Origin of the sequence: Vreelandella titanicae, assembly GCF_014697095.1 — a bacterium.
Lineage (GTDB): Bacteria > Pseudomonadota > Gammaproteobacteria > Pseudomonadales > Halomonadaceae > Vreelandella > Vreelandella titanicae.
In genome coordinates this window covers 1,666,408-1,682,920 of sequence record NZ_CP059082.1, presented here as the reverse complement: position 1 = coordinate 1,682,920, position 16,513 = coordinate 1,666,408, and the positions used below count along the sequence as shown (strand labels likewise).

The window sequence follows — 16,513 nt, the reverse complement described above, 5'->3', positions numbered from 1 at the left end:
CAACCCGATAGAGGTGCGTCATGATTACATCCCAACAGATCGCGATTATCGAAGCCTTTGACGCGGCGCGCGCCGCGCAGCCGCGGCTACCTGCGATTGAGATTGCCGAACGCTTATCGATCAGTGAAGGCGAGCTGCAGGCCGCTCGTTTAGGGCGCGACGTATGGACGCTGCCGCTCTCGCCCAGCGATATCGCCGCCTACCTGCCCCAACTGGGGCGGGTTAAAGCGTTGACCCGTTCCCGGCTGGCCGTGCTAGAGCAAACCGGCGACTACCCTGAACTTAGCGGCGGGCCACAAACAGGCCTGTTACTCGACCCAGGTGGCCTGGATCTACGCTTGCTCTATACGAGCTGGCACTGGGCCTGCCTGATTCGTGATTCTATGCCTGCCACCAGTACTCAAGAGGCGCAGTGGCGCTGGAGCCTGCAGATATTCAATCAACATGGCTGCGCCGTTCACAAATGCTTTGCCCTGGAGAACCCACTGCCGCGTCCCTGGGGTGCCTTAGCGGCCTTGGGCACTCGGGATACGCCAGCGTTTACCCAGAGCATGCCTCGCTTGAAGCGCCCACTGCCCGAAGCGCCGACCCTCGCTAGCGAGTGGGGCGCGATGCGCGATGTGCACCAGTTCTTTGCCCTCCTCCAGCGCCATCATCTGGAGCGTATTGAGGCCAACCAGTTAATGGAGGGACGCTATACCCAAACGCTGCCCGTCAATGCCCTGGAAACAGTGCTTCAGCACGCCAGCCTTCGCGCGCTGCCGTTGATGCTGTTTGTCGCTAGCCCCGGCTGCGTGCAGATCCACACCGGCACATTGCCCACCCCTCAACGCGCCCACGGCTGGCTGAATCTATTTGGCGAGCAGTTCACCCTGCACCTTGATGACACTGCGATTGACCAAGTATGGCAAGTCAGCAAGCCCAACCGCGACGGCGGCGTGACCAGCATTGAAGCCTTCGATGCCGAAGGCTCGCTAGTGCTGCAACTTTACGCAGAGCGTCAGGAGGGCCGTGTGGAGCGTCGCGAGTGGAGGCAGTTACTAAGTGAGCTCGGCAACCAAGAGGCGGTGGCATGACCCTCAACCATGTAAAGACACGCTTGTTGGGGATCGTCGTACTGGGATGGCTACTGGCTGGAACACCTCTGGCCCATGCTGACGAGCGCTGGGTGGTGCTGGGCGGCGATATCGCGGAAACCCTGGCCGCGTTAGATGCCGATATCAATGTCATTGCTCGGGATGACACAGTCGTGCATCCACCCGCCATGGCGGAGCTGCCCTCGGTGGGTTACCTGCGCCAGCTCTCCGCTGAAAGCGTCCTATCGGTTAAACCTGACCAGGTGTTAGCCGCCGGGCACGCAGGCCCCAAGGAAGTGCTGGAGCAGCTGACGGCTGTCGGTGTCAGCGTAGAGATTATCAACGCCCCACCCACCCTCAATGCCATCGCCGATAAAGTCCGCGCCGTCGGCCGATTAACTGACCGTCGCGACGCGGCAGAGGCCTTAGCAGACGCCTTGAACGAGAAACTTGACCGGCTAGCCAACCTGCCCGCCCTACCGACGACCCGCGCTATGTTTATCATGCAGCATAGCGGCTTAACCCCCCGTGCGGCGGGCAGCGACACGGCAGCGCATAGCACGCTCGAAGCGGTGGGCCTGGCAAATGCCTTCGCCGAGATGCAGGGCTACCACAGCGTGGGTGCCGAAGCCCTGGCCCGGCAAGCGCCGGAGGTTGTGATTGTCTCCGAGCGGGGCCTGGCGGCAATGGGTGGCGAAGCCGCTCTATGGCAGTTACCCGGTATGGCGTTAACCCCCGCAGGCCGAGAGCAGCAGTTGATTGTCATTGATGACCAAGCGCTGCTTGGCTTTGGCCCGCGCACGCCCGATCAGCTACTCACCCTGCGCCAGGACGTTGAAGCGCTATTGGGCGCACCGACTAGCGCCCAGGCTAATTCTGTCCAAAACAGTTCCGTTCAAAACAGTACCGCTCAAAACAGCACTGCCCAGCTAAGCCCATGATAGCCATTCTTAACACTTACCGTTTCCGGGTGCGGCTGCCGGTTAGCCGCACTACCCGCGTTCTCGTCGGATTAACCGCTGCGTTGCTACTGGCTTTAGGCTGGGCGGCCTCCTCTGGCGCACTGGGCATCTCCCCTTGGGGAGTACTCCGCGGCCAAGCCGATCCACTCAGCGTGCAGGTGTGGTGGCAGCTGCGCCTGCCGCGCTTACTGCTGGGCGTGGCCGTGGGAGCGATGCTTGCCGGTAGCGGCGCCGCCATGCAGGGGCTGTTTCGTAACCCGCTGGCCGACCCGACCCTGCTCGGCCTTGCCAGTGGTGCTGGGCTTTTCGTAGCAGTGTGGATTGTGCTCTTTCAAGACAGCAGCGCAGGCAGCCTTTACGGTCAGTTTGCGGCAGGCTTTTTAGGCGCCTTATGCGTCTGTTTGATTGTCTTTGGCATCGCCAAGCGTCAGGGCGGCGGCAGTGCCGCTGTGATGACCCTGCTACTAGCTGGTTTGGCCATCAACACTCTCGCTGGGGCTAGCGGTGGGGTTTTAGCCTTTATCGCCAGCGATGAGCAGCTTCGCCAGCTTAGTTTATGGGGCATGGGCACACTGACTAACGCCCTGTGGCGCACCACGGCGCTAGCCCTGATACTGATTGCCGCTGCTCTGTGGCTGTTAATGCGCAGCGCACGTGAACTCGACCTGCTCCAGCTGGGCGAAGCTACCGCGCATGCGGCGGGGCTGGATGCAAGCCGCTTAAAACGCCGGGTGGTGGTCGCGACCTCGCTGGGCGTAGGTTTGTGTGTAGCGCTCACCGGAGTAATTGGCTTTTTGGGCCTGCTGGTACCCCACTGCCTACGGCTTTGGTTAGGGCCTGGCCATCGGCTGCTGCTGCCCGCCTCAATGCTCGGTGGCGCGCTGCTTCTAGTCGTGGCTGATACGCTAGCCCGCACCGTTGCTGCCCCGGCGGAGATACCCGTGGGACTGCTTACCAGCCTGCTGGGCGGCCCCTACTTCCTGTACCTACTGATGCGCAGAAACCGAGCATGCTAACGCTCCATCAGGCTGGTTTAACCACCACCCCCGCTATCGCCCCACTAGACGGCACAATTCGCCCTGGCGAGCTACTTGCCATTGTCGGCCCCAACGGCGCGGGCAAGAGCACGCTACTCAGCATGCTGTCAGGCTTTCGCCCTGCCGAGCAGGGCGAGCTACATCTGGATGGCAAACCCCTGCGTGAATGGCCCATCGCCGAACTTGCCAACCGGCGTGCCCTGGTCGCCCAGCAGGAACTGCCCGGCTTTGACTGGCAAACCGACGAACTGTTGAGTCTAGGCAGTAACCCGGCCAAATCACTGGTCGCAGCGCTACTTAACGACCTGGATCTAACCCACCTCGCCAAGCGCAGCGTACTCTCGCTTTCCGGTGGCGAACGCCAGCGGGTGATGATCGCACGGGGCGCCTGCCAACTACTCTCAAGGGGCTCTCCCACCGCCAAGGATGGTGGTATTTTATTGCTGGATGAGCCGACCAGTGCCTTGGATATCGGCCAGCAGCAGCGCTTGATGCGGCAACTACGCGGCTGGGCCGCACAGCACCGCATGGCGATTGTTTGCGTGCTCCACGACCTTAATCTCGCCAGCACCTACGCTGACCGGGTATGGTTGCTGCATCAAGGGCAGCGTATTGACCACGGACTACCCAGCCAGGTGCTTAACCCCGCGACCATTGCGAAGATTTACGCAGCCGAACTTCAGCACATTGAGGGCGGCCCCCATGGCAAGCCTCTGCTCGCCCTGGCGCCTTAAGACAGCTTTCAGCAGCCAACGAGTCGAGTGGCAAAGCCCTCATATAAGTCCATACTTATCCATACGTAACGGGCAATATAGGCATCACCGTGTGCCAATTGGGGAGCAAGAATGAGACTGATCAGCCTCATGTGGGTCGTGTTGGCAGGGATGAGTTTTAGCATCGGTGTATTAGGCATCTTTCTGCCCCTGCTGCCGACCACCGTGTTTATGCTAATGGCTGTTTACTGTGCCTCCAAAGGCTCACCGCGCTTTGAGGCCTGGATCCGCTCCCGCCACTATGTCGGGCCACTGCTGGTTACCTGGGAGCAAGAGCGCGCCATCCCCCGGCACGCTAAGTTGGCGGCTGTTAGCATGATAGCGTTGAGTGCTCTGATCACCGCTTGGTCACTCGGCCCTGGCTGGACTCGCTGGGGCGTGATCGCTCTACTGATGCTGATTGCCGTTTGGCTGGCTACTCGGCCTGAGCCTTCGTCTTCTAATGAGTAAAGCTTGGCAGTGGTGGCTAACACGGCTTTAACGCCGCAAAATTCTGCGCTGTTAACGCCTAACATTTCGCGGCAGCGGCCTGCTATCTAACGTCTCCGTCTAATAGCGCATTCAGCGGCATGCCATCGAGGGTGGTGGTGTCTAGCCCCAGCAAGCGTGCGAACGTGGCCCCGGCATTGTCCATTCGCTGGATGCCGCGTTGGGTATCGAAGGGTAACCTGGAGCCAGGCAGTATTCCTTCACCGTGCAGGATCGCCAAACCATGATTGGAGGCGAATGCGGTGCTGGCGGACGGTACCTGAGGGCCATGGTTGGCTCCGGCACTTTCAACGGCAGCCACGGTATCACCACGTCGGTTAACACCCCAAACGAACCCCGAGGCGTAGGCGAACAGCACATCCCCGGCGTTGTCGCCCCAGTACCCCAGTACACTGGCATCCTGTTTCTTGAGGGCGAAAGCGACCACGTTACGCTCGCCTTGAGGGGTATCGATGTACCACGTGCTTAACGCCTTGAGGATTCGCGTCTGCACCTCGGCCGCATCAGCCTCGGAAACGATTCCCTCGTCCAGGATGTCTCGATTAACAAAGACCTCCAGGCCGCCGCGCTCATCCTTAAGGAAGGCCTGGCTACGCTGACGTATTGGTCGACCATTTTCATCGAGTGTACAGAGCCCAAACGCAGCCAGTCGCCGGTGGATATCACACAGGTAATGGTTCGGCACGTCGCCATGATCCGAAGCGAGCACGATCACGGTGTCCTCGCGGCGCCCAGCCAGCAGGCGACCCACTGCATCGTCGAGCACTTGGTACGCAGTGCGGATGGTGTTCAAGTAACGTTCTTGTCCATCGGAAGTGAAGAATGGAGATTCCGGGTCGCAATAGGCCAGACAGGTATGATGGGTTTCGTCATTGAGACGGAACACCGTGGCGAACAGGCGGAAGTCCTCCTCGTTCAGCAAGGTCAGGGCGCTATCGACGAGCCACTCCAGTTGATAGCGCCCCTCTTCGAAACTGGTTTCATAATAGGGCGAGTCGGGATCCGCTGACACGGTCCACTTGGAGATGAATGGCCCATGGCGTTGTGTCAGCTTCTTGGCCAGGGCCAGGTGGTTGCCCAACTGCTCGGGCATGGTTATCTGCGATTGCAGCAGATCTACGTGTCCCCGCTCGGCATCGTAGGCCAACAGCTTGAAGCTCACATGCCCCCGCTCGTCTCCGGCCTCGACGGGCAACCAGTCGCTCCATTCGCCTACGCCCAGTGTCGCCGCGCGCTCGTTTAGCGTCAGTTGGAGCCGCGTGTCGGTCGCTGGGCTCAAGGTCACTGCTAGGCTATCGCCGGCATTGAGCCGGATAACGGCGTGATAGCCATCCTCCGAGCGCTCGATTGCGTGACGGTTGTGCTTCTGGTGATGGGCCAGGCTACCGCTCGGTGGCCAGCCCAGCGCCTCGTTCTGGGCAGCGTCGGGCCACTGGGAAAGATCCGTGCTATGCACGCCGGCCGGGGCCATCTCCATGGGGGCCGGGCCTTTACCGCTCCAGAACGGCGCCAGACAGAGATCGTTCTTGCCGGTGGGCTTGAGTGACTCGGGGAAGTGCACCAGCGCACAATTTTGTCCCGCTTCGGCCATCAATTCCAACAAGTGCCGCGTACCGCTGGGAGAGATGCGCTGCCCCACCCAGCTGTTCCCTGGTGCCTGCCCGGTTAGAAAGTTAACAAAGTTGGTATCTCCCCAGGTCGAGATATAGGGCATAAGCCGTGTTGTTCCACCCTCGCGACGCAATCGATCGATATGGGGAAGTACACCTTCATGGCAAAACCTATCGACCAACTCGGGAATCAGACCGTCGACGCCCAGCACCAATACTTTTTTCGCGTTGTACATACATTGCTCCCTTGGCTAGAACGTGCGTGCTTCAGAGTCGATAACGGTCGATGACGTCTCGGTCGATCTCGATACCTAGCCCGGGCTTGTCGGGGACCTCCACATAACCCCGTGCGTTGAGCGCGAATTCACCACCAATCAGTTCCTGACGGAAGGGGTGCGCTGATTGGTCGTACTCGAGTATCGGTTCGTCCGGGTTCAGCGACAGCGGCTGTGGCGGCAGTGTGGCAATGAACTGCACGGCAGCGGCAAGGCCGATACCGGTGCCCCACACGTGTGGAATAAGCGGCACGTGCCAAGCCTGGGCAAGCGCGGCGATCTTGCGGCACTCAGTGAATCCGCCGGCGGCTCCTAGATCAGGCTGGATAATATCCAGCGCCCCCTCGCTGATCAGTTCGCGATAGCCAAACTTGGTATATTCGTTCTCACCAGCAGCTACGTAAGTGCGCGACACGCCCTTGAGCTCGCGGTAACCATGACGATTCTCGGGGCTGAGCGGTTCCTCGAAGAAGTGCACCCGCGTATCTTCGAGTTCCATGAGGATGCGACGTGCCGCCGGCACGTTATAGGCGCAGTTGGCATCCATCATCAGTTGCACGTCGTCACCGACCGCTTCTCTCACGGCGCGCATGTCGCGAATGTCCGAATCGACACCGAAACCAGTCTTGATCTTCATCGCCCGATAGCCGTTGGCTTGGTGGCGCAATGCCTCTTCCACGATATCCTCGGGGTAGCACCCGTCTTTGCGACGATAGAATCCGGTCGCATAGGGGCGGATCTCTCGCCGAAACGCGCCGCCCATGAGCCGATGAATCGGCTGTCCCAACGCTTTGCCGAAAAGATCCCATAGGGCAATGTCTATCGCTGCTATGCCAAACAGCGCTGCCCCTTTCTGCCCATAGGGCCGAGTGTGGTTATACATCTCTTCCCAAAGCACCTCGTGATCGAACACCGAGCGACCAATTAGCAAAGGTTTTAGAGCATACTCCACGACGGCCTGGGCGACCTGCGGCGGCTGAAGGCCATGATTGATCGACTCACCCCAGCCGATCAGACCATCTTCTGTATGAACCTCAACCAGCATGGCGGTGCGCTGATGAACCCACCCTTGCGAGAAGGCGAAGGGCTGTTCGAGCGGGGCGGAAAGCACGTGTGTCTTGATATCGGTAATGATCATGTGGCGTATCCAGTAACGAATTCGAAAAGGGCCTTACTTGGCTGAGTCGCTCTCGGCAGGCCGGGGGTTAATCGATGTCTGGCGCTGCTGCGCGATGCTCGACCACACGGTCCAAACGATAAACAGTGCGAGCAACGAAAACAGCGTCATGGAAATCCCGCTATGGGTGAAAAATTCCAGGAAGTCGCCACGCTTGATCAGCAGGCCGCGACGCAAGGAACTTTCCAGCTCTGGGCCCAGCACCATACCAATTACAAGCGGTGCCATCGGATAATCAGCGCGGCGCAGGGCGTAAGCCAGGATGCCGGTCATAGCGGCCACCACCAGATCGAGCGGGTTGCCGCGCACCGTCGCGGCACCGATGAAGCTGAAGATCACGATGGCGGCCATGATGTAGCCCTGATGCAGCCGGAACAGGTAGCGAAACAGGCCAATGGAGGGTTTGCTCAGGATCAGCATGGCGACGTTGACGATGATCAGCACAACGAACAGGGAATAAACCGTCTGTGCTTGATCGACCATCAATCGCACACCCGGCGTAATGCCATGGATCACCATCGCGCCCATCATCATCGCCGTGACGACATCTCCGGGAATGCCTAGCGCCAGCGTAGGAATGAACGAGCTTCCGGTCACCGCGTTGTTGGACGACTCCGACGCAATGATGCCATCGGGCTCACCCTTGCCCAGGCGATCGCGGCGTGGGGAGAGCTTTTGCGCCGTGGCATAGCTGATGAATGCAGCAGCGGCTGCCCCGGTGCCCGGCAGTGCGCCGATAAAGCTGCCGATCAACGAGCCACGCACCAACTCGACCAAGCGCTTTAACCACTCACCGAGCTTGGGAAAGCGTAAGGTGGCCTCAGGGATCTTCGCACCGGGATCGTCTCGCGTGGCAAAGCGCACGAAGATTTCCGAGAGTGCAAATGCACCAACCACTACCGGAATCAGCGTCAGCCCCGAAGACAGGGCATAGCTGCCAAAGGTGAAGCGGTCGGCACCAGTAATGGGATCCGAGCCCACCATGGAAAGGAAGAAGCCGATCATACCGCAAACCAGCCCCTTCATGACGCTACCCTTGGACACGCCCACGATGCACATCATCGCCAGGCAGATGAGCGCGAAGACTTCTATCGAACCGAAGTTGACGGCGAACTTGGCGAGTTGCGGCGCGCAAAAAATCAGTATCACGCATGAAAGTATGCCGCCGAAGAAGGACGCGAAGGTCGCCCAGCCCAGCGCCTCGTCGACGCGCCCCTGCTGGGTCATGGGGTAGCCATCGAAGGTGGTCGCCGCCGACTGGGGCGTGCCGGGGGTGTTGATCAGAATGGCGGTAATCGAGCCGCCGTAAACGGAACCGCAGTAGACACCGATCAACAGCGCCATGCTGGTAATGGTGGACATCCCGAACGTGAAGGGAAGAAAGATTGTCAGCCCCACCACCGACCCGAGACCCGGAAGCCCACCGATGATTATCCCCGCCCAGGTACCGATGACGATGGCGAGTAAAGCCTGCCAAGTGAAGGCATCGCTCACCGCGGCAAGAATGATATCCATGTCACAGCGCTCCGCTGTTTAAGAGTGTCGGCAATCGAATCAGCAACACATGGTGAAACAGGAACCACAGGCCACCGGCGATCACCAGCGTACCCACCGCCAACGGCAGTGGGCGACGCAGGCGAAACATCCAGAGGGTCAGGGCGACGAGCGGCAGCGAGGGGAGCAGAAACCCCAGGCTCGCCACGGCGATGGCAGCGATGAGTACGGCCGCCATCAATACAGGGAGTGTCGACAGCGACCCGCTGCCCAGCCCCGATACCCGTGAAAGCTCGACGAGCGTGATCGCCAAGGCGATCACGCACCACAAGGTCAGGACAATGCGCGGAACCAGCATGGCATCCGAGGGACCGCCCCAGGCATGGAACGCTAGCACGACACCGATCAGGAACAGTCCCAGAGCCAGCAACACCCTGGGGTGGGCCAATCTCGCAACCATGATGCTTACCTCGCTAAATCGTTATGCCTTGGTCGTTTCAATCAAGCAGGCCTGCATCACGCAGCACCTGCTTGTTGGCCTCGAAGCGTTCCTTCACGAACGACTCGAAGTCGTCCGGCCCTAGGTAGGCGATGTTGACGTTGGCCCGTTCGGCAAAGCTCTTGAACTCATCGGACTCCATGGTGGCCTTGCACGCCTGAGTAAACTGTTCGGCACGCTCCTGGCTGATGCCCTTGGGCGCCACGACACCCTGCCAAACGGAGAAGTCCATGTCCGGCACACCCTCGAGTTCGCCGATGGTCGGCACATCGTCGTAGCCTTCCAGGCGTTGCTCCGAGAAAACGGCTAAGGGGCGGAGGTCATAGTTTCCGAGAATGGTCTCGGTATCGGCCATGACTTGGATCTCGTTGCCCGCCAGCGCATTCATCGCCGGGCCGGATCCGCTATAGGGCACATGCTCGGCCTGAAGTTCGCTGTTGATCACCAGTGCTGCCAGTGCCAAATGCGGCAAAGTGCCTGGGCCTGAAGAGCCATAGAGCAGCGGCTGCTCCTGAGAGGCAGCAACAAGCTGGTCGAAGTTTTCGATGTCAGACGACTTAGACACCATCAGAAACATCGGGTTGGACGTGGTTCGGCAAACATAAGTGAAGCTTTCCTGCCCGTAGGGAAGGTTTTTCAATGAGGGTTGAATGCTGAGTGCGCCAGCCGGTTCGTAACCGATAATATTGGGATTGCCTTCACTTTTGGCGACCTCGCTGGTGCCTACCGTGGCGCTGGCGCCAGCAAGGTTACGTATCACAGAGGTGACACCAAGCTTCTCAGAGAAAATCGGTTCGAAACTGCGTGCGACAATATCCGTGGCGCCGCCCGCCGCGAATGGGACAACAATTTCTAAGGTCTCTTGGGCTTGAGCGGCATGTGAGGCCCCGACGAGAACCATCAGAGCCAGAGAGTGGCGTATAGGCTTCATTATTGTAATCTCCTTTTCGTATCGCTACGAAATTTTGCATGTCTGATGCTTTGATTTTGAATTGACCATCAGTTTATGTCATTGATGTACTTTCCACGCCTTAATCGTAGCGCTACGATATGAGAGGTCAATGATGAAATGATTGTCCATTGGTCGAATAGCTAGCTATCGGGTTATCACTCAAGGTCTGCGCTAATACCGCTACCGGCACGTGCTTTATTCAGCATGATCAATTATGAATTCAACGCTGTGGAATAACTGTTCAGCCTAATCGAAAGCATGCAAGGATCTGTTTCAAAAAAACGGGTAGAGAGGGAAAGTGAAAAAACGCAAACGAAGTTCACAACGAGCCACCATGAGCGAAGTCGCACAGCTCGCGGATGTTTCTCCAAGTACCGTATCGCTGTATTTGCGTCGTCCCGATGAGGTCTCTTCTCGTAGGGCCGAGCGGATCCAAACAGCAATTGATAAGCTGAGCTATCTACCCAATACGATGGCTGGTGGTTTGGCCTCATCGCGCTCCAATATCATTGGTGTGATCGTTCCTACGATTACCTTCTCCTTCTTTTCGGAGACCCTTGAGACTCTGGAAAGAAACCTTCGCGCAGCCGGCTATCAACTATTAATAGGCAACACCGAGTTCGATGCATCGCGTGAGGAGGAACTGATCCGCTCAATCCTAAGCTGGAATCCTTCGGGACTCGTACTAACTGGTTTTTCGCATAGCCGAAAGTCAGTCTCACTGCTGAGCAATAGCGATATTCCAATCATTGAAATGTGGGATTACGGTCAGGAAGGATTGGACATGGTTGTGGGCTTTTCGCACCGCACTTGTGGGCGACTGGTGGCGGAACACCTCATGCGTAGCGGATATCAGCACATGGCTTTTTTGAGCACCAACTTCCAGCGCGACATCCGTGCTAACGAGCGTTATCTAGGCTTTCACGACGCGATCGCCGCCGCTGGCGGCTCGGTGCTAGTTCGAGAACTTACCGGGCGAAGTAATACCGCAGAGGCTGGCCAATTGCTATGCACTCTTGTCAACGACCATCCTGAGATTCAAGCAGTGTTCTGCTCCAATGACATGGTCGCCCTAGGCGCAATGCTTGAATGCCAACGACAAGGCTGGTCGATACCCGAGCGCTTGGCTATTGTGGGATTCGGCAACCAAGACTTCACTGACAGCACAGTGCCGCCAATGACCACGGTGGATCCCCCACGGCAAGAGATCGGCACGCATATCGCCCGGTTGTTACTCGAACGTCTCAAAGGCGATGACACAGCAAATATGGACACGAGAGTAGATCTAGGCGTAAGACTCATCATTCGAGAGAGCGCTTGAAATATAGTGTTTTGCCTGAACAAACAGACGGCCTACTGGACTGCCGATCAGTTAGATCATAGCAATACCGTTATCCACACCCACGACGACGGAGCAGGATTATTTTAGCGTAACTCCGACACGCCTAAACCAGCACCTTATGAGTAGAGACCACCTGTCGCAGCCCCATAAACGAGCGGATCTGGCGCACGCCGGGCAGGTAGAGCAACTGTTCAGCGTGCAGCCTGTTGAAGCTTTGGCTGTCCCGGGTGCGTACCAGCATAAAATAATCAAACTCCCCGGTGACCACGTGGCACTCCATACAGCCTGACACCTTCTGGGCCGCCTCTTCGAAGGCGGCGAAGGATTCCGGCGTCGAGCGATCCAGCACCACGCCAATCAATACCACCATGCCCGCCTGTAGTTGCTCCGGGTCTAAATGTGCCACCACCCGGCTGATCACCCCATCCCGTTTGAGCTTTTCCACCCGACGTAAGCACGCCGCCGGACTCAAACTCACCTGCTCTGCCAACGCCACATTGGAGAGCGTGGCATCTTCCTGAAGCAGTTTAAGAATACGCCGATCTGTTCGGTCTAGTTCAGCCGCCTGATCATCAGGCTCAGGGCGTGAACGGGAGATTTTTGAGCGCACTATTATTTACCTTATTCATCTATAAACACTATTTAAGACCACATAAAATATGCATTAGCAACTTTTATTGCTTTAAAACAGACAACTTTGCAACACAAAAATCATGGCTAACACTTACTATAAATAGTAGAGAGCACGCCAATTGTTCACAACAACCTTAGCCGCCCTATATCGCACCCAATGATTTAAAGCTGGAGATTGCTATGAACCTCGAACGCTTCCCACGTTACCCACTCACCTTTGGCCCCTCTCCCATTACGCCGCTCAAACGGCTAAGCGAACATTTAGGCGGTGAAGTGGAGCTCTACGCCAAGCGCGAAGACTGCAACAGCGGCCTGGCCTTTGGTGGCAACAAAACGCGCAAGCTGGAGTACTTGATTCCCGAAGCGATTGAGCAGGGCTGCGATACGCTGGTATCGATTGGCGGTATTCAATCCAACCAGACCCGCCAGGTTGCCGCGGTGGCCGCTCACCTGGGTATGCAGTGCGTATTGGTGCAAGAGAACTGGGTTAACTACTCCGATGCAGTGTATGACCGCGTGGGCAATATCGAGATGTCACGCATCATGGGCGCCGATGTGCGAATGGACGACGCTGGCTTTGATATCGGCATTCGCCCTAGCTGGGAGCAGGCCATGGAGGATGTTCGCCAGCGAGGCGGTAAGCCCTTCCCGATTCCCGCTGGCTGTTCCGAGCACCCTTACGGCGGCTTAGGCTTTGTAGGCTTTGCTGAAGAGGTGCGTCAGCAGGAGAAAGAGCTGGGCTTTACGTTTGACTATATCGTGGTGTGCTCGGTCACCGGCAGCACACAGGCAGGCATGGTGGTGGGGTTTGCCGCCGATGGCCGTGCCCAGCGAGTGATTGGCATTGACGCCTCTGCAAAGCCTGAACAAACCCGTGAACAGATCCTACGCATCGCGCGCAATACGGCCGAGCTGGTGGAATTGGAAGGTGGTATTAACGATGACGATGTTATTTTGGATACCCGCTACGGCGGCCCTGAGTACGGACTGCCCAACGAAGGCACGCTGGAAGCCATTCGCCTATGCGCCCGCCTGGAAGGCGTACTCACCGACCCCGTTTACGAAGGAAAATCCATGCACGGCATGATCGACATGGTGCGTAACGGTGAATTCCCAGCGGGCTCCAAGGTACTCTACGCCCACCTAGGCGGCGTACCCGCGCTAAATGCCTATAGTTTCCTGTTTAGAAATGGATAAGGAATAAAACACCCACCTCGAACCGTCTGATCCAGCGCCTCAATAACGCCGATCAGACGGTTACTGCTGCACAAATAAGGCACACCCTTTAGTCTTGGCGTATAAGATGTTCACGGATACGCCATGTCTTCAACGCTTCCCGCACACCTCCCTCACCCTTGACGAACTTGTCCAGTACCCAGCGCCGCTGGATTTCACCCACGGCACGCCGACCTGGGCCGGCGCCGATGATGAGATGACTAACACCGACATACCGCCCGTTTTGCCCAGCAGCGCATAGCCTAGGGTGTTCGCGTGGCGTTCAACCATACCTGTCTATAACATTCATAAAGCGAGCCGCCAGGAGTTTGCACCTCTTCAACACTTAGCTTCCAACAAGGACGGACTCTATGCGCGATGATGAAAAGTACACCAATTCCGAAGAGCAGCTTCTCTACCTTCAAAACCTGCTAGATGACCCAGACGCAGCGGCACTAAAAGCGCATTTTTCTGAACTCGATATTTTAGACATTGCGCGAACACTGGAATCCTTCCCGGCCAAAACGCGAGATTTTCTTTGGGAGTATGTTCCCGACGATTTAATCGGCGAGGTTCTCGCCGAAGTGGACGAAGACATCCGTGCTGACTACATCGAAGACTTATCGGCCAGCGATGTAGAGGAAATTGTTAAAGGCTTGGATGCTCAAGAAGTTGCTGAAGTTTTGGATGTTGCTGATGAAGCCATAAAAACCAGCGTCTACGCCAGCTTAGAGCAAGAGATCCGCGCCCAGGTTGAGAATCTTCACGCCTATGAAGATGACGTGGTTGGCCGCTACATGGATCCTGAAACGGTCAATGTAAAACAGGGCGTGTCGTTAGAGGCCGTACAGCGCTATATCCGCATCCACCATTTGCTCGACGATGAGTCGCAGCAGATCATGATTACGGATAAGGACAAACGCTTACTCGGCACTTTGACCCTGATTGATTTAATCAAGCAACCACAAGATGCGGTGGTTGATGATTATATGGATGACTTTTTCACCCTAAATGATCAAATGAAAGTCAGTGATGCGGCGGCGTTATTGCGTTCTAAAGAGCTGCACTTTGTGCCCGTGTGCGATAGCGATGGATTATTGGTAGGCCAGCTAAACGCCGCCGACGTACTTGAAATTACCCAAGACGACGCTGACATGACGTTAAAGCATATGTCTGGCGTCAGTAACGAAGAGGAAGTCTTCACACCCGTTTTACGCAGCGCAAAAAGTCGCGGCATTTGGCTGGGCATTAATCTGTTAACGGCTTTTTTAGCGGCCTTCGTTATTGGTCAATTCGAAGCTGCATTGGATCAAATTGTAGCCCTGGCCATTTTGATGCCGGTGGTGGCGAGCATGGGGGGTATTGCGGGTAGTCAAACCCTCACCGTGGTTATACGCGGCCTGGCGCTGGGCCAACTTGCAGGCAACAACATCCGCTGGCTGTATAACAAAGAGATGTGGGTGGGGATGAGTAACGGCTTGGTTTGGGCATTAGTGGTCGGCTTTATTTCCCATATCTGGTTTGGCGACGCCATGATCACGCTGGTGATCACCCTGGCCATCTTTATCAATATGAGTCTCGCCAACTTATCCGGCGTACTCATCCCCATGGTGTTGAAAAAGCTCCAGATCGATCCTGCGTTATCCGGCGCGGTGATCTTGACGACCGTTACCGATGTGGTCGGCTTTTTATCATTCCTTGGGCTCGCGACGCTGATTATTCTGTGACTTTTTCTGCCCAACAGGCGCTTGGGCCTTTATAGAAAGACCCAAGCGCTTAGTGCAGTAGCAACGGCTATACTGTCACCCACTGTCCCGACTGATCTGACCTTTCGATGGCATCAATTAATCGATTAACCCGCGCGGCTTCGCGGAAGTCCGGATAGAGGGGGCGGTTGTTGATGATGCCTTCCACCAGATCGCGAACTTCGATAATTTTCTGATCGTTATAGCCCAGACCATGCCCCGGCGCGGGGCTGAAGGCCGCATAGTCGGGATGTTCCGGGCCCGCTAACAGGGTAGTGAACCCTCGCCTGCCGTGGGCATCGCCGTGGCGATACAGCTGTAGCTCGCTCATGCGCTCCTGATCAAACACAATGGCGCCTTTGGTGCCCGTTAGCGTGTAGGCCAAGCCCATTTTGCGGCCAGCCGCCACCCGTGAAGTTTCGATATTGCCGATTAATCCCTGGTCAAACCGCAGCATGGCCTGGGCCTGGTCATCGTTCTCTACCGCAGCCATACCGCTGCCGTCGGCCTTGGGCCGAGTGGGGATGACGGTTTGTAGTTGGCCGCAAACCTCGTTAATGCGCTGTCCGGTTAGAAACTCGGCCATATTGAGAATATGCGAGCCCACATCGCCTAGCGCACCGGCGCCTGCGGTCGCCCGCTGTGTATGCCAATCGTGGGGCTTTTGCGGGTCGAGCAGGTAATCCTCGTTGTGCCGACCACGCAAGTGAATCAACTCTCCGATGTCGCCGCTGGCAACAATCTGGCGGGCCAGTTGGGTGGCAGAATTGCGAATATAGTTAAAGCCCACCAGGGTTTTGACGCCCGCCTTTTCAGCCGCGGCGACCATTTCGTTCGCGTCTGCCGTGCTCAGCGCCAGCGGTTTTTCGGCGTAAACATGCTTACCAGCGGCAATGGCAGCCAGCGCCATCTCCTTGTGCAGGAAGTTAGGCGCGCAGATATCCACCACGTCCACCTCGCTGTCGGCCACCAGAGCGCGCCAGTCGTCGGTGGCGCGGGCAAATCCCCAGGCCCGCGCCCGGCTCTCCGCGGTGGCAAGATCAACATCCGCCAGTAGTTCGCAAACGGGTTTGGCGGGCAGTTCAAAAACGCTGGACGCCGCGTTAAAGGCAATGGAGTGGGCTTTACCCATAAAACCGGTGCCGATTAGGCCAATTTTGAGGGTTTTCATTGTGATTTTCCCTGTTTTAAAACAATAACGCCGGGCTGGGCCCGGCGTTGAATGGTGGCGTGC

At 57.3% G+C, this 16,513-nt stretch carries 14 protein-coding genes and 1 pseudogene; 8 read left to right on the top strand and 7 right to left on the bottom strand.

The window, feature by feature from the left end; translation table 11 throughout:
* Positions 1-20 precede the first annotated feature (20 nt).
* The 5 genes and pseudogenes from HZS52_RS07830 to HZS52_RS07810 all read left to right on the top strand — a co-directional run bounded on the left by HZS52_RS07830 (position 21) and on the right by HZS52_RS07810 (position 4,298).
* Positions 21-1,076, top strand: coding sequence for a ChuX/HutX family heme-like substrate-binding protein (locus HZS52_RS07830; protein ID WP_159177509.1), 1,056 nt, complete (start codon positions 21-23; stop codon positions 1,074-1,076).
* The gene (locus HZS52_RS07825; RefSeq protein ID WP_190374482.1) at positions 1,073-2,017 is read left to right on the top strand and encodes a heme/hemin ABC transporter substrate-binding protein; all 945 of its coding nucleotides are present in this window, start codon (positions 1,073-1,075) and stop codon (positions 2,015-2,017) included. The genes HZS52_RS07830 and HZS52_RS07825 overlap by 4 nt, the downstream gene beginning before the upstream one ends.
* Entirely contained in the window at positions 2,014-3,054 is a 1,041-nt protein-coding gene (locus HZS52_RS07820; protein WP_190374481.1) for a FecCD family ABC transporter permease, read from the top strand. The genes HZS52_RS07825 and HZS52_RS07820 overlap by 4 nt, the downstream gene beginning before the upstream one ends.
* A gap of 53 nt (positions 3,055-3,107) precedes the next feature.
* Positions 3,108-3,809: pseudogene (locus HZS52_RS07815) on the top strand (ATP-binding cassette domain-containing protein); the annotation flags it as partial.
* 111 nt (positions 3,810-3,920) lie between these two features.
* A complete protein-coding gene (locus HZS52_RS07810) occupies positions 3,921-4,298 on the top strand; it encodes a YbaN family protein (protein ID WP_190374480.1) in 378 nt (125 codons plus the stop codon).
* A gap of 82 nt (positions 4,299-4,380) precedes the next feature.
* Here the strand turns inward: HZS52_RS07810 and HZS52_RS07805 are convergent, their stop codons facing one another.
* From HZS52_RS07805 to HZS52_RS07785, 5 genes are read right to left on the bottom strand one after another with little or no spacing between them, the layout of a single operon-like run.
* Positions 4,381-6,183, bottom strand: a complete 1,803-nt coding sequence (locus tag HZS52_RS07805) for an alkaline phosphatase family protein (protein WP_190374479.1) — start codon at positions 6,181-6,183, stop codon at positions 4,381-4,383.
* Positions 6,184-6,214: 31 nt separating this feature from the next.
* On the bottom strand, positions 6,215-7,360 hold the full coding sequence (locus HZS52_RS07800) for a mandelate racemase/muconate lactonizing enzyme family protein (protein ID WP_190374478.1): 1,146 nt from the start codon (positions 7,358-7,360) through the stop codon (positions 6,215-6,217).
* 33 nt (positions 7,361-7,393) lie between these two features.
* A complete protein-coding gene (locus tag HZS52_RS07795; protein ID WP_190374477.1) occupies positions 7,394-8,914 on the bottom strand; it encodes a tripartite tricarboxylate transporter permease in 1,521 nt (506 codons plus the stop codon).
* Between the two features lies 1 nt (position 8,915).
* Positions 8,916-9,353, bottom strand: a complete 438-nt coding sequence (locus HZS52_RS07790) for a tripartite tricarboxylate transporter TctB family protein (protein WP_190374476.1) — start codon at positions 9,351-9,353, stop codon at positions 8,916-8,918.
* A 37-nt stretch (positions 9,354-9,390) separates the two neighbouring features.
* Positions 9,391-10,323, bottom strand: a complete 933-nt coding sequence (locus tag HZS52_RS07785) for a Bug family tripartite tricarboxylate transporter substrate binding protein (RefSeq protein ID WP_041158759.1) — start codon at positions 10,321-10,323, stop codon at positions 9,391-9,393.
* A gap of 355 nt (positions 10,324-10,678) precedes the next feature.
* On the opposite strand from HZS52_RS07785, the gene HZS52_RS07780 reads away from it, so the two are divergent.
* The gene (locus HZS52_RS07780) at positions 10,679-11,665 is read left to right on the top strand and encodes a LacI family DNA-binding transcriptional regulator (RefSeq protein ID WP_052475657.1); all 987 of its coding nucleotides are present in this window, start codon (positions 10,679-10,681) and stop codon (positions 11,663-11,665) included.
* A 124-nt stretch (positions 11,666-11,789) separates the two neighbouring features.
* On the opposite strand, the gene HZS52_RS07775 is transcribed toward HZS52_RS07780, so the two are convergent.
* Positions 11,790-12,296, bottom strand: coding sequence for an Lrp/AsnC family transcriptional regulator (locus tag HZS52_RS07775; protein WP_041158761.1), 507 nt, complete (start codon positions 12,294-12,296; stop codon positions 11,790-11,792).
* A gap of 203 nt (positions 12,297-12,499) precedes the next feature.
* Between HZS52_RS07775 and HZS52_RS07770 the strand changes: the two genes are divergently transcribed.
* Together HZS52_RS07770 and mgtE are read left to right on the top strand one after the other, a co-directional pair.
* Positions 12,500-13,516, top strand: coding sequence for a 1-aminocyclopropane-1-carboxylate deaminase (locus HZS52_RS07770; RefSeq protein WP_041158762.1), 1,017 nt, complete (start codon positions 12,500-12,502; stop codon positions 13,514-13,516).
* Between the two features lie 389 nt (positions 13,517-13,905).
* Positions 13,906-15,261: a magnesium transporter gene (gene mgtE, locus HZS52_RS07765; RefSeq protein WP_190374475.1), complete on the top strand. Its 1,356-nt coding sequence runs from the start codon at positions 13,906-13,908 to the stop codon at positions 15,259-15,261.
* 67 nt (positions 15,262-15,328) lie between these two features.
* Here mgtE and HZS52_RS07760 read toward each other — a convergent pair whose 3' ends face one another.
* Positions 15,329-16,450: a Gfo/Idh/MocA family protein gene (locus tag HZS52_RS07760; protein WP_190374474.1), complete on the bottom strand. Its 1,122-nt coding sequence runs from the start codon at positions 16,448-16,450 to the stop codon at positions 15,329-15,331.
* Positions 16,451-16,513 lie beyond the last annotated feature (63 nt).